At 40.1% G+C, this 14,100-nt stretch carries 14 protein-coding genes; 7 read left to right on the plus strand and 7 right to left on the minus strand.

Features of this window, described 5'->3' with window-relative positions; genetic code table 11:
* The 4 genes from B4F08_RS06105 to B4F08_RS06120 form a co-directional block, all read left to right on the plus strand.
* The coding region (locus B4F08_RS06105; RefSeq protein ID WP_291373819.1) for a transketolase-like TK C-terminal-containing protein at nt 1–822 on the plus strand (822 nt) is incomplete at its 5' end.
* 117 nt (nt 823–939) lie between these two features.
* On the plus strand, nt 940–1,155 hold the full coding sequence (locus B4F08_RS06110; protein WP_004696769.1) for a hypothetical protein: 216 nt from the start codon (nt 940–942) through the stop codon (nt 1,153–1,155).
* Nucleotides 1,156–1,270: 115 nt separating this feature from the next.
* Nucleotides 1,271–1,720, plus strand: a complete 450-nt coding sequence (locus B4F08_RS06115) for a GNAT family N-acetyltransferase (RefSeq protein ID WP_291373826.1) — start codon at nt 1,271–1,273, stop codon at nt 1,718–1,720.
* 123 nt (nt 1,721–1,843) lie between these two features.
* Nucleotides 1,844–2,422, plus strand: a complete 579-nt coding sequence (locus B4F08_RS06120; RefSeq protein ID WP_086210178.1) for a YceI family protein — start codon at nt 1,844–1,846, stop codon at nt 2,420–2,422.
* 677 nt (nt 2,423–3,099) lie between these two features.
* Here B4F08_RS06120 and B4F08_RS06125 read toward each other — a convergent pair.
* The 3 genes from B4F08_RS06125 to B4F08_RS06135 form a co-directional block, all read right to left on the minus strand.
* A complete protein-coding gene (locus tag B4F08_RS06125) occupies nt 3,100–3,753 on the minus strand; it encodes a flagellar biosynthesis protein (RefSeq protein WP_414632455.1) in 654 nt (217 codons plus the stop codon).
* 563 nt (nt 3,754–4,316) lie between these two features.
* On the minus strand, nt 4,317–5,036 hold the full coding sequence (locus B4F08_RS06130; protein WP_291373828.1) for a glutamine amidotransferase: 720 nt from the start codon (nt 5,034–5,036) through the stop codon (nt 4,317–4,319).
* Nucleotides 5,037–5,142: 106 nt separating this feature from the next.
* Nucleotides 5,143–5,715: a TetR/AcrR family transcriptional regulator gene (locus B4F08_RS06135; protein WP_291373829.1), complete on the minus strand. Its 573-nt coding sequence runs from the start codon at nt 5,713–5,715 to the stop codon at nt 5,143–5,145.
* Between the two features lie 94 nt (nt 5,716–5,809).
* Here B4F08_RS06135 and B4F08_RS06140 point away from each other — a divergent pair, with 94 nt between their 5' ends.
* Nucleotides 5,810–6,577 (plus strand): SDR family oxidoreductase, encoded by a 768-nt coding sequence (locus tag B4F08_RS06140; RefSeq protein ID WP_151707437.1) that lies wholly within the window; start codon nt 5,810–5,812, stop codon nt 6,575–6,577.
* Nucleotides 6,578–6,588: 11 nt separating this feature from the next.
* Nucleotides 6,589–7,179 (plus strand): 2-hydroxychromene-2-carboxylate isomerase, encoded by a 591-nt coding sequence (locus B4F08_RS06145; RefSeq protein WP_291373830.1) that lies wholly within the window; start codon nt 6,589–6,591, stop codon nt 7,177–7,179.
* Between the two features lie 49 nt (nt 7,180–7,228).
* On the opposite strand, the gene eutC is transcribed toward B4F08_RS06145, so the two are convergent.
* The 4 genes from eutC to B4F08_RS06165 all read right to left on the minus strand — a co-directional run bounded on the left by eutC (nt 7,229) and on the right by B4F08_RS06165 (nt 12,676).
* Nucleotides 7,229–8,044, minus strand: coding sequence for an ethanolamine ammonia-lyase subunit EutC (gene eutC / locus B4F08_RS06150; protein WP_291373832.1), 816 nt, complete (start codon nt 8,042–8,044; stop codon nt 7,229–7,231).
* A gap of 10 nt (nt 8,045–8,054) precedes the next feature.
* The gene (locus tag B4F08_RS06155) at nt 8,055–9,440 is read right to left on the minus strand and encodes an ethanolamine ammonia-lyase subunit EutB (RefSeq protein ID WP_291373834.1); all 1,386 of its coding nucleotides are present in this window, start codon (nt 9,438–9,440) and stop codon (nt 8,055–8,057) included.
* Between the two features lie 14 nt (nt 9,441–9,454).
* Nucleotides 9,455–10,897: an ethanolamine permease gene (gene eat, locus B4F08_RS06160; protein WP_086210172.1), complete on the minus strand. Its 1,443-nt coding sequence runs from the start codon at nt 10,895–10,897 to the stop codon at nt 9,455–9,457.
* A 267-nt stretch (nt 10,898–11,164) separates the two neighbouring features.
* On the minus strand, nt 11,165–12,676 hold the full coding sequence (locus B4F08_RS06165; protein ID WP_086210170.1) for an aldehyde dehydrogenase family protein: 1,512 nt from the start codon (nt 12,674–12,676) through the stop codon (nt 11,165–11,167).
* Between the two features lie 198 nt (nt 12,677–12,874).
* Here B4F08_RS06165 and B4F08_RS06170 point away from each other — a divergent pair, with 198 nt between their 5' ends.
* Nucleotides 12,875–14,050, plus strand: coding sequence for a helix-turn-helix domain-containing protein (locus tag B4F08_RS06170; protein WP_086210169.1), 1,176 nt, complete (start codon nt 12,875–12,877; stop codon nt 14,048–14,050).
* The last annotated feature ends 50 nt before the right edge of the window (nt 14,051–14,100 follow it).

Consider the following 14,100-nt stretch of genomic DNA (forward strand, 5'->3'; position numbering starts at 1 on the left):
ACACTTTGGAAAGGTTGCCAAGGTGTTCAAGACAATCCAGCGGGTAACTACGTACACTATGGCGTACGTGAGTTTGGTATGACTGCAATTGCAAACGGTGTTGCGCTTCACGGTGGTTTCATTCCTTACGTTGCAACATTCCTTATGTTTATGGAATATGCGCGTAATGCAGTACGTATGTCTGCGTTGATGAAACAACGTGTAATCCATGTATATACACATGACTCAATTGGTTTGGGTGAAGATGGTCCAACGCATCAACCTGTAGAGCAAATTGCATCTTTACGCGGTACACCAAACTTAAATACTTGGCGTCCATGTGACACCGTTGAAGCCGCTGTGTCTTGGAAATCTGCACTTGTACGTTCAGAAGGCCCAACTGCGTTGATCTTCTCTCGTCAAAACCTACCATTCCAAGCACGTACAGATGCACAAATTGCAAATATAGCGAAAGGTGGTTATGTATTGGCTGAAGAAAAGGGCGAATTAAAAGCGATTATTATCGCGACAGGCTCTGAAGTATCTTTAGCAATGGAAGCACATGCACAGCTTGAAGGTGTGCGTGTCGTATCTATGCCATGCGCAGAAGAGTTTGTGAAACAAGATGTAGCGTACCGTGAAGCGGTTCTTCCATCAAATATTCGTGCACGTGTTGCTGTTGAAGCAGCGCACGTAGATTACTGGTGGAAGTTTGTAGGTCTTGATGGTCGTGTAATTGGTATGACGACTTATGGTGAATCTGCACCAGCGAAAGACTTATACCAATACTTCGGTATTACCACTGAAGCGGTCGTTGCTGCAGTAAAAGAATTGACAGCTTAATCCCCCTCGGTTGACTGTTAAAAAGACGCCCCAGTTTAGGGGCGTCTTTTATTTTGAATGACATATACAACATGCAAAATACTGATGCCAGTAGTTGCATAAATTTTAGGTGAAGATATGAGCTTATATGATCAAATTCATGACGAAGTCGTGTTAATGGATGCGGGCGAACAGAAGTGGATTGGACCAGATCTACCTTTGGAAGCGATGGTGGCGGTTGAACTACTATTGCAAGACTTGGCAGAGGATAAGCAAATTAAGATTCGCCGTAAAAACCATGAAAAACAGACGGGTATGAAGCTGATTGATCGGATTTTGATTGAAAAATTATGATGGTTTTCACGTCTAAAAGAAGCCTTATTGAAGTGATTCAATAAGGCTTTTTCTTTGGGTAGATTTCGGTTTAAATATAAGCCATACAAAAAATCAACATCCCTTTGAGAGCAAAATGAAAGTACAAAATATTCATATTGTGTCGTTGACAGAAATAGATCAATCGATCTGGTCTACATTATGGCGAGCTTATCAAGTATTTTATCAGGCTGATTTATTGGAACAGATATCTGAAAACACGTGGCATAAACTGACTGGTTCTAAATGTGAACATATGTATGGTTTTGCCGCAATTATAGCAGGTCAGGTTGTAGGCATTGTGCATGTTATCGAACATGATAGTTGTTGGACGTTAAAGCCTTATGCATATCTACAAGATCTATTTACGCATGAGGAGTATCGTGGGCTAGGGGTTGCAAGAGCTTTAATCGAACATGTCAAAATGCATACCGAAAAGCGAGCATGTGATCGAGTCTATTGGCTTACCCATCAGGATAATTTAGTCGCTCAGCAACTCTATAATAAAGTCGCGAAGAAAACAGGTTTTATTCAATATAAAATGTAGTGCTAAGACTACATTTTAGAACAAATTTATCGTTCTAAACTTGCAACATATCGTTTTATCTTTATGGGTGTATTCGCTGTAAAACTCTATAAACTAAACAGTATTCCAGTGTGAGATAAAAACATGAACTTTAAAGCTTTAACAATCGGTTTGGCTGTTGCAACTGCAACGACATTTGCTATGGCGAAACCTGTAGCATATCAAATTGACCCTACACATACTGCAACAGTGTTTTCATGGAACCACTTCGGTTTTTCAACACCATCTGCAAACTTTAGCGACATTCAGGGTGTCATTAATGTTGATAATGCAAAACCTGCAAATTCGTATGTGAATGTAACGATTCCATTATCTAGCTTGAACACCAATGTAAAAGCTTTGGATGAGCACTTACAGGGTGCAGATTTCTTTGATGCAGCAAAATATCCAAACATCACTTTTAAAAGTACTAAAGTACAAGCAGTTGGTGCAAACAAATACAAAATCACAGGTGACTTAACTGTTAAAAACGTGACTAAGCCTGTTGTATTGGATGCTGTATTGAATAAGCAAGGTGAGCATCCAATGACGAAAGCTCAATCTATTGGTTTCAATGCGACAACTTCATTCGACCGTTCTGCATTTGGTGTAGGAGCTTATGTGCCGAACGTAGGTGATAAGATCACAGTGAATATCACGACTGAAGCATCGGTTGCAAAATAATTTTTGTAATACAAAAGCTTATCAAGGAAGGAGAGAGCCTTGGTAAGCTTTTTTGTTTCTAACATCCTCACAAAAAATGTGATCCTTCTGCTCAAAATAATAATAAAACTAATAGGTTTATAGAAATTTTACCCAAAATGCGAGTATCGGAATTTATTTAACGTGGTTTAAACTTGTGCATTACTATGATTTTTTAGAAGTAATGCTATTTAATTATTAGAAATTCAGCAAAAAAATGCGCAGACAGCAGTCCTAAAGCTTCTTGAACTTAATAGTTAGTGGAAAAGTCATAAAATCAATTGGTGAATTTCACACTAATGATTTCCTCCCTTAGAAAAGCATGTATGTTGAATAGAATAACTATGTATTTACTGCAAATATTTATTTTAAGCTGAATATTAGAAAGATCCTTTTTTAATTAAAATACTTATTTGATGGGGAATCATAAATTTTTCATCTATATAGATAGGGAATTTAATAAAAAATGGCTAGATTAATCTGACCCACCCACCCATTATGATAGAAAAATAAAAGTGAGTAGCTGATTTATTGATTAATCTTTACGGCTTGCAATGTTTGATTCTTTTGGGGTTATCTTAAAACCAAATATGTGGATGAATAAAGCCTTTTTTAGGACTTTATTCATCTAATTATACTCGGATATATGTATTAATCTGTTATGGTGTTACTTTTGTTAAGGATGATATTAATTTGGTTTCGTAGTCATTTAGGACATTGTCAATATTTTCAATCCATTTGGTGCCATTGGCAACTTGTGCAGATTTAACTACTTTACTGTAAACATGAACAGGTTCAGCAGCTAAATTTTTTGTATTGCTAATATCTGTGTCAATTTCAGAATGGATTTTGATGGATGCAAATCCTGGTTGGAACCATGACCAAAACTTATTGATTTTAATGTTGAGAACAAAGTCGGCATTTGCTCGGTTAGTTTCATTATTTTCAAGAACTACATACCCAGATCGTTCGAGAGCGAGGGTAGTACGTTTTTGTAATAATTCTGAGACAGTTTCTTTTTCTAACAAAATATCACCTAAAGCTTTTCCATATCCATTTCTTTTACGAGCAACAGCTTTTGCTTTATCTGCTTCAGTTGCCTTAGCCAAGCCATCTTTTAAAGATGGGATGTCGGCAGTTGCAGGTTTATCTTCGAAAGTTCGGTCATCTTCAACGAGTGCAATCACTACTTTTTTAGAATTTGCTGCTTCTTGATAAGATGCAGGATTATGAAGTGTAGGGACTTGAATCAGTCCACGAGATGTTGCACAACCAGAAAGTGTAGTTATTAACAGCCCCAAAGTAAGAATTATGAAAGAGTGTTTCACTAGTACCCCTAAATATTTATATAGTTGGAAAAACGGGATAAATATAAAGAAATAACCCATAAAATGAAAGAGAATTATTCTCATTTGTTAAATTATTAATTGTCGTTGAATATTAAAATATAAAGTCTAGAGTTCTGTGTTTGAATTGAAAGAGCGCCTGCTAATAAGAACTTCTTTATATGCCCCTAGTTGAAAATCATTGGACTTTATAAATAATACTTTATTTATTTGTAAGATTTTCTACATATTCTTGCCATTCGATGCTTTGATTTTATTCTTATCTGAAATATCACTATATTTTTCTGGAGCTGTATATTTATAACTAACTTAGTTACTCTTTTTATTTTGAGAAAGATGAAAATATGTGCTTTGAATATTGAGCTCACACCGTAGCCCAATAGGGTTAAAAAATAAGTGATATATTTTAAAAAAGCACCTACTAGAAAGAGTTCAGAGGTGCTTTTTTATAGCATGTCAGATAAGCAATACTAAAAGAATGGGTAAGGTATCACTATACTCTATAAAGTTTGAACTCGTTTTCATTTGTATTAAGAAGCAGTTTTCACTTCAACCAGCTGTTGCATGTACGTTGCTATAACCTGACCTGAGACTTGCTCTAAGGGTGCTGCAAAACGTAGATTGTCTGCACGTAGGGCTGGAATATTAATCCGTGCTTGGCGCAGCTCTGCGGTATGCCCGATCAACCATTTTTCTAAACCATCGGTGGCGACTTCAGGGTGGAACTGTAAACCGAGAATGTTTTTGCCTACACGAAACGCTTGGTTAGGATAAACCTCTGAGCTGGCTAAAAGTTCAGCCTGCGCAGGGAGTTCAAACGTATCCCCATGCCAATGCAGGACTTCAGTTCCTCTAAGTGCTTGCAATGGATTATGCTCAAGAGTATGGAGCTGTAACTGACTCCAGCCAATTTCTTTACTATGACCTGCATACACTTTTGCACCCAAAGCATGTGCGATTAACTGTGCGCCGAGGCAAATGCCTAAAGTGGGTAAATTTTTTTCTAAACGCACTTTCAGTAGGTCTATTTCTTGTTGTAGAAATGGGTAGTCTTCGGTTTCATACACCCCGATAGGGCCACCTAAGATGACGGTTAAACCGTCATAACTTAATGCTTTAGCTAAGTCATCTTTACCTGCTTCAAAATATCGTACCCGATAACCCAATTGATATAACACATCTTCCCATGCGCCTAGATCTTCAAACGCAAGATGCTGAATGACGTAAATAGTATCAGGTAATACAGTCATGACAGGCTCGTTTATTGGTACTAAGGAGCCTAAAAATGTACAGGGAAATGAGCCGAAGTTGAAGTCAAGAACGAAGAAAATATGTAGAAAAACACGACAAATGAAATCATTCACTTTGTTTAAGTTGCAACATATTTTTAATCATCCATTTACTTGAGTTTAAGATCTCATGTTGTAAATGTTCATCAGCCATGCTGCGTGCCATGACAATAGCTCCGACCAGTTGGCACAGTACAGCCCAAGCTTGTGTTTCACTGCCTAGATGCTGTGTAAATAAAGCATGACCACGAAGCATTTCCTGTTGAAAGCATTGTTTTGTGCTTTCGCTACTACGTGCAACTTCTGTTGCTAAGGCGGGAATGACACAACCATGATCTGGGCGCAGGACATGAGAGAAAGCTAAATAGCGATCTAGTTCAAAATCAATCCAGTCAGATAGTTTTTCATGAGGATTGGCTTGCCATACCTGAAAACTGTGTTGTAGCTCTGACTCAATGAGTGCTTCAAATAATTCGTGTTTTGACGAAAAATGTGAATAAAAAGCGCCGCTGGTCATTTGAGCGGCTTGCATAAAGCTATCGACACCAGTATTGGCAAAACCTTGTTTTTTGGCCAGTTGGGCACTGATTTTAAGTAACTCTTTACGTTTTTCTTCTTTATAGCCTGTTTTGTAGCGCATAGTGATTTCATCAAAATATTATTGACTGATTTTGAAAACTATAACATAGTGATCGTTATAATAACGATCGTTATTTTATAAAAGGGAAATATTTATGGATAGAACACAGCAAGAACAACAGTCGCAATTGACCGAAGCTAAAAAGAAAGTGGCATTGGTGATTGGTGCAGGCGATGCAACAGGGGGGGAAATTGCCAAACGTTTTGCTCGTGGCGGTTATATCAGCTGTATGACGCGAAGAAATGCTGAAAAGCTCCAGCCCTTAATTGCGGACATAGAGGCTGAAGGGGGGATTGCGTATGGTTTTGCTTCCGATGCACGTAAAGAAGATCAAGTCATTGCTTTGGTGGAAGAAATTGAAGCCAATATTGGTGAAATTGATGTTTTGGTGTTTAACATTGGGGCGAATGTGCCGTGTAGCATTTTAGAAGAAACTGCACGTAAGTATTTTAAAATTTGGGAGATGGCATGCTTCGGTGCATTTTTGACAGGGCGTGAAGTAGCGAAGCGAATGGTACTACGGGAACGAGGGAGCATTATCTTCACAGGGGCAACCGCAGGAATAAGAGGTGCAGCAAACTTTGCCGCTTTTGCAGGTGCAAAGCATGCATTACGTGCCTTAGCCCAAAGTATGGCGCGTGAATTGGGACCTAAAAATATTCATGTAGCCCATGTGGTGGTTGATGGTGCAATTGATACAGACTTCATCAAAGACACTTTCCCAGAGTTGTATGCACGTAAAGAGCAGGATGGCATTTTAAACCCTGTACATATTGCAGAAAATTATTGGCATTTGTCGCAACAACCGCGTGATGCATGGACGCATGAGTTGGATTTAAGACCTTGGATGGAAACGTGGTAAAAGGACAAAGCATGAAAACCGTAGAATTTTATTTTGACTTGGGCAGCCCGTATAGTTATTTGGCCTACTATCGGTTACGGCAAATGGCCGAGCAACAAAGTTTTCAAATCATATATAAACCTATTTTATTGGGTGGCGTATTTAAGGAGACAGGGAATAGAAGTCCGATAGAGATCCCGAGTAAAGGTATTTATTCCATGTTAGATATGCAGCGTTGGGCGGATTATTACGGCATTCCCATGCAAATGAACCCACATTTTCCCATGAATACTTTAACCTTAATGCGTATTTTGACAGGCGTTCAATTGTTTCATTTAGAAAAGTTTGAGCAAGTTTTAAAACTTTTATTCGATGCGATGTTTGGTACGCCCAAAAACCTTAATGAACCTGCTGTCTTAGCAGAGGTGTTAAAACCAAGTGGCTTTTCTGTAGATGACATCATGAGTATGGTTCAGTCGGATGTGGTGAAGCAAAAACTGATCACTGAAACGGAACTGGCCATTCAACGGGGCATTTTCGGTGCACCGACATTCTTTGTGCGGGATGAGATGTACTGGGGACAAGATCGCTTACATTTTGTTGAGCAAGCACTGCAAAAGTAAGTTAGATAGAGAGCAGATTAGCCAAAGTAATGGCTAATCTGCTTCAGAATTAAAATAAACGTTTAGGGGCATGCGCAGTGTCCAGACTCACCATTTCGTGTTCGTCTTTTAGCTCAACCCCAGAATAGCCAAGTTTTTTTGAACCACGCATGAGCGACATTAGTCGTTGTGTTGCAATTAGAATACTTAAACCCGCAGGACGAACATTAGAAATACAGTTTCTTTTTGCGTCTAGGGTACCAGTACTAGCTTTCCATGTGTAATAAATCCCCATGCTGTCTGGTGAGCTGAGACCAGGGCGTTCTCCAATCAGCATGACCAACATTGTAGCGTGTAGGCATTCGGCAACTTGGTCACCCAAAGCAACTCGGCTGCCTGTTGCAATAACGATAGGAGCAATAGACCAATGCTCAGCTTGCAAATGCGGGATGAGGTGCTGAATAAACGGTACGGCATTTTCTTCAATTGCACGTGCAGAAAGACCATCCCCAATCACAATACAAACATCATAAGCTTGTGGGTTACTTGCTTTAAACGTTTGTAAGCCACGATAGGATTCACTATTAAGCAAACGCCCTAGGTCTGGACGTTTTAGATATTCCTGCTTGTCTTCGGCTTGGCTATGTACGGTTAAACTATCCAAACTTTGGGTTTTAAAACTAGAGACCAATAGATCGACATCTAAAGCTTGATGTACTGCATCCTGTGCTTCAGCATGGGCCAGTTGGAATTTCAGCATTTCATGCGTAGGAATACTACAACCTGCACGTCCGATTGCAATTCGTGCATCGGTAAATTTTTTAAGACTTTCCCAAACATCCTGATGCTGTTCGGATTGATAGTTTTCGAGAGGAACAAGTGACATAGGTTGCTCCTTATATATGTAAAAGTTTTTCAAACTGAGGTGGCATGTGTTCAGGCCACTGAATGTATTGTTGCTGTTGTTTAAAAATTCCTTGTTCGGCGAGCCACGTATCAAATTCAGGTGCGGCTTTTAGACCCAGAAGCTGTCTTAAATACAAGGCATCATGAAACGATGTGGTTTGATAGTTCAGCATGACATCGTCTGAACCTGGAATGCCCATAATAAAGTTCAACCCTGCTGCACCAAAGAGGGTGAGTAATACATCCATGTCATTTTGGTCAGCATCGGCATGGTTGGTATAGCAAATGTCACATCCCATTGGTAAGCCGAGAAGCTTGCCACAAAAATGATCTTCTAAACCTGCTCGGATAATTTGTTTGCCATTGTATAAATACTCTGGACCAATAAATCCAACCACGGTATTGACCAACAGTGGGTTAAATTTACGTGCGACTGCATACGCGCGAACTTCTATGGTTTGTTGATCAACGCCGTGATGGGCATTGCTGGATAAAGCACTGCCTTGACCCGTTTCAAAGTACATCACGTTTTGTCCCACAGTGCCGCGTTTCAAAGCGAGTGTCGCTTCATAACCTTCACGGAGTAACTCAAGATTAATCCCGAAGCCGTCGTTGGCAAGTTGAGTTCCTGCAATAGATTGAAACATCAGGTCAATCGGCACATTTTTTTCAGCCAGTTGAATGCCTGAACTGATATGGGTTAGCACACAGGATTGGGTTGGAATTTGATGCTCTTGAATAATATGATCGAGGAGTTTTAAGAGCTCTGATAAATTTTGGAGGTTATCGGTTGCGGGGTTAATCCCTATGACTGCATCACCATTGCCATACATCAGTCCGTCCAAAATACTGGCCGATATCCCCAAGAGATCATCTGTAGGGTGATTGGGTTGCAAACGAGTGGAAAGATGCCCTTTTAAACCGATGGTGTTGCGAAATTGGGTGATGACTTCACATTTGCTGGCCACCAAAATCAGGTCTTGATTACGCATAATTTTACTGACAGCGGCTACCATTTCAGGTGTTAAACCTAAGGCAAGTTGCTGTAACTTTTCTGTACTTGCGTCTGCACTGAGCAACCAGTTGCGAAAGTCACCTACAGTGAAATGTGAAATAGGGGCAAATAAATCACTACGGTGCTCATCAATGATTAAGCGTGTGATTTCATCTTGTTCATAGTCAATTAATGCCTCAGTTAAAAATTGTTTGAGTGGAACCTCTGCCAAAGCCATTTGTGCAGCAACACGTTCCGTTGCATGTTCAGCTGCAACACCTGCCAATTGATCTCCCGATCGCAATGGTGTTGCCTTTGCCATAAGCGTTTTTAAGTCATTAAAAACATAATGGTGATGTCCAATCAAAGTTTTATAAGCCATTTTGAAAGGTCCTCTTATAATTCTTGCTCAGCCTTGCGAATATTTTCAAACTCTTCTTCAGGTGTTCCTTGCACCAGTTTATGCCGACTATAAAAGATGAAGTAAGCAATAAATACCACATAGATACCAGCCGCCATAAACCAAACTTTAGGGTCGACCACAAAGCCTGCAATTACTGCGATACTGGCTAAAATTAAGGCAATAGATGAAGTCGCAATGCCACCTGGTGTTTTGTATGGGCGTGGTAGTTCAGGGCGACTGATGCGGAGTTTGATGTGGGACAGCATCATTAAAACATAGGAAATAGTCGCACCAAACACGGCCATTAAAATGAGTAGATCACCTTCACCAGTTAGCGACAGTAAAAAGCCAATGATGCCAGGGATGATAATGGCTAAATAAGGTGCTTTATTTTTATTTGTGAGTGATAGGGATGTCGGTAAATAACCTGCACGAGATAAGGCAAAAATTTGGCGTGAATAGGCGTAGATAATAGAGAAGAAACTTGCAATTAAGCCGGCCAACCCCACAAAATTGACAAAACTAGCAAGCCACGTATTTGGTCCATAGACTGCAACAAGTGCATCGACCAATGGGGCACCTGATTCTTTTAATTGATCTGCACCAGCTGCTCCAACACCAAGGAACAAAATGAGCATGGCAAATGCAGCAAGGATAAGCATAGAACCGATTAAACCACGCGGGAGTGATTTAGATGGATCTTTAGCTTCTTCTGCTGCAAGTGGTACACCCTCAACGGCTAAGAAGAACCAAATTGCATAAGGCACGGCAGCCCATATCCCAATATAGCCCATAGGTAAGAAATTGCTTGCCCCAATATTTTCAGTTTGAGCAATATTAAACAGATTGGCACTGTTGAAATGGGGTGCCATTGCGACGAAAAATACAAATAAGGCCACAGCAGCAACTGCGGTAATCACAAAGATGATTTTCAGTGCCTCACCCGCACCTTTGAGATGAATGCCCATAAAAATCAGATAGCAGATCAAATAGATGATCCATCCACCGATACCAAATAATGATTCACAATAAGCACCAATAAAGCAGGCAATAGCAGCAGGTGCGATGGCGTACTCGATTAAAATTGCAGTACCTGTGAGATAACCGCCTAAGGGGCCGAAAGCGGTGCGGGCGAAACTATAACCTCCACCAGCCGTGGGAAGCATGGTCGCCATTTCAGACATGGCAAGGCACATACATAGATACATAATGGCAACTACGACTGTTGCAATGAACATACCGCCCCAGCCACCTTGAGCTAAACCGAAGTTCCAGCCTGCAAAGTCACCAGAAATGACATAAGCCACACCTAAACCGACTAAAAGTAGCCAGCCGACAGCACCTTGTTTAAGTTGTCTTTTTTCAAAATAATCGTCAGAAGTTTGCACTGTTTGTGTTGATAAAGATATCGAATCTTTAAGCGGAGAGTCTGTCATAGGAAGCTCCATATCTTAAGTTTTTATAGATGGCTTGGTTCATACAATGTTTAAGCAATTTCAGTACCAAGCAATCAGACATCCTGTCTAATTTTGTGTGTAACGCAGAGATAAATTATTATTTTTGAAGGTTGAAGGTTGAAGGTTGAAGGTTGAAGGTTGAAGGTTGAAGGTTGAAGGTTGAAGGTTGAAGGTTGAAGGTTGAAGGTTGAAGGTGTTTAGGGTAACGAATCACCCTAAACACATCATGCACAAATATATTTATGCTTAGAAGAAGCCCATTGGTTTAGTGGCATAGCTTACAAGCAAGTTTTTAGTTTGTTGGTAATGATCAAGCATCATTTTGTGGTTTTCACGACCAATGCCAGATTTTTTGTAACCACCAAATGCCGCATGCGCAGGGTAGATATGATAACAGTTGGTCCAAACACGACCCGCTTCAATTGCACGACCCGCGCGATAAGACGTATGAGCAGAACGTGACCATACTCCTGCACCTAGACCGTAAATGGTGTCATTTGCAATTTTAATCGCATCATCAAAGTCTTTGAACGTTGTAACCGAAAGCACTGGTCCAAAAATTTCCTCTTGGAAAATTTTCATGTCGTTTGTGCCTTTGAAAATGGTTGGTTCGATATAGAAACCTGTACCCACTTCATTACGTTCACTACCACCCGTCAGTAATTGAGCACCTTCATTACGTCCTGTTGCGATACAGCCTAAAATTTTCTCTTGTTGTTCTAAAGAAGCTTGTGCACCAATCATCGTTTCAGTGTCTAGTGGGTGACCTGTTTTGATGCGTTTGACACGTTCAATTGCTTTTTCCAAGAATTTATCGGCTATGCTTTCTTGAACTAATGCACGTGAAGGGCAAGTACAAATCTCACCTTGGTTCAACGCAAACATAGCAAAGCCTTCAAGCGCTTTGTCAAGATAATCATCGTCTTGATCCATAATATCTTCAAAGAAGATGTTAGGAGATTTACCACCAAGCTCTAAAGTTACTGGAATAATATTTTCAGTTGCATACTGCATAATCATTTGCCCAACAGCGGTTGAGCCTGTGAATGCAATTTTTGCAATACGAGGGTTAGTTGCAAGTGGACGACCTACTTCAACTCCATAACCATTTACAATGTTTAAAATGCCTGGTGGGAGTAAGTCTTGAATCAGTTCAACCAAGACTAAAATACTTACAGGCGTTTGCTCAGCTGGTTTAAGAACAATACAGTTACCTGCTGCAAGGGCTGGAGCAATTTTCCATGTTGCCATTAAAATTGGGAAGTTCCATGGAATAATTTGTCCCACAACACCTAATGGCTCGTGGAAGTGATAGGCAATAGTGTCTTCATCAATTTCAGAAATACCACCTTCTTGTGCACGAATACAACTTGCAAAATATCGGAAATGATCAATTGCAAGTGGAATATCTGCAGCTAAGGTTTCACGTACTGGTTTACCGTTATCCCAAGTTTCAGCTACAGCCAATTTCTCTAGATTTTCCTCTAGACGATCAGCAATTTTAAGGAGTAAATTAGAACGTGTAGTTGGAGAAGATTTATTCCATTGTGCTTTAGCTTTGTGTGCAGCATCGAGAGCAAGCTCAATATCTTCAGCAGATGAACGTGGGATTTTAGTAAAGGCTTTACCGTCGACAGGAGAGATATTTTCAAAGTATTCACCTTTTATTGGAGCAACCCACTCGCCACCAATAAAGTTTTCATACTGTGCTTTAAATTCTACTTTTGAACCAGGTTGGTTAGGGTCTACGTAGCGCATATTGAAGTTCCTTTGCTTATTGATTTTTTAAAAGCATCTACAGCTTTGGTATAAGGTACATCAGTACAATATTTAAGTAGCATACCTAATATAAGGTTGGAAAAAGGTTGGAAGGATGCAGGTTTACAAGCTTCCGACAAATGTTTACAACCATGCAATACAGTGGATGTGTATCAGGAATTGTTTTGAGAATAAGGAATGATGGCAATGCAACATTTAATACAGAAAAGACAAGAAATAGAAAAGCTTAGAACCAGCAGCAGTATTTCGACGGTACAAGCTGAACAGCTCGGAAAAAGCATTGCAAGTTCGTGGCAGCGTTCTAATTCGGCAGAGATTCCTAAGGATCGTTTTGCAGCGCCCATTTCTGAAGGTTCGATGTCACAAGGTTCAGCATTACAACATGCTTTAAGTTACTGCGCGGATGAGCTCAAGCATATTGCACAGCAGTCCTCAATGGTCGTTGCTGTGGGTGATATTGGTAGTACGATTATTTGGAGTGCTTCAAGTAAGCAAATGCGTAATGCTGCGGAAAGTGTACATTTTGTAGAAGGCGGGCAGTGGAGAGAGGAGTTGGTGGGGACTAATGCATTGGCATTGTCACTTAAAACTCAACAATCGAGTTGTGTGTTTTCTAATGAACATTATATGAGTTCCATCCATGATTGGGTTTGCTATGCAGCACCAATCATCGACCCTTATTCAAAACATGTTTTGGGGGTAATTGATTTATCGACCACATGGAAAAATCATAATAGCCTTGGTTTGCTGGCAGCAGAGCGCTGTGCATCTATTATTCAAACAGCATTATTGGAATACCAGCGTCAACAACTGTATATTCGTGCTTTTGGTGTGCCACAAGTGCTTTTTAATGGCAAAGTGATGGTGCTCACACCACGTCAAATTGAAATTCTGACTATTTTAGCGCTATGTCCACAAGGTATGACTTTAGATACCTTACATCAGGCATTATATGGTGAGCGAAAAGTGAGTATAGGCACACTTAAAGCAGAAATGTCGCAATTAAGGGATCTGTTGGGGGGAATGTTGGGATCTCGCCCTTACCGAATTTTGGCGCATATAGAAGCAGATTTCCTACAAGCAGAGCAGGCCTTAGATGCTGCATATATCGAGACGGCTTTAAAGCTTTGCTCAGGTGTGTTATTGCCTAAAACAGAAAGTCCGTTTCTTTGCGCATGGCGCGACTGTTTGGAGTCACGTTTAAGTAGTGCGATTTTTAAAGCCAATGAAACTGATATGCTCTTTAAGCATGTGGCACGCTACCCAGAAGCAATTGATGCTGTTGAACGACTTATTGAGCTGACACCGAGTGGACACCCGGCGCATCAGCTACTTGAGAAATACAAAATTTAATAGTTTTGATTTGAGTTATGGAATAGGTTAATAAAAATTTTGCGATTAAA

The sequence above is a fragment of the Acinetobacter sp. UBA6720 genome, from assembly GCF_002454215.1.
Taxonomy (GTDB): Bacteria; Pseudomonadota; Gammaproteobacteria; order Pseudomonadales; family Moraxellaceae; genus Acinetobacter.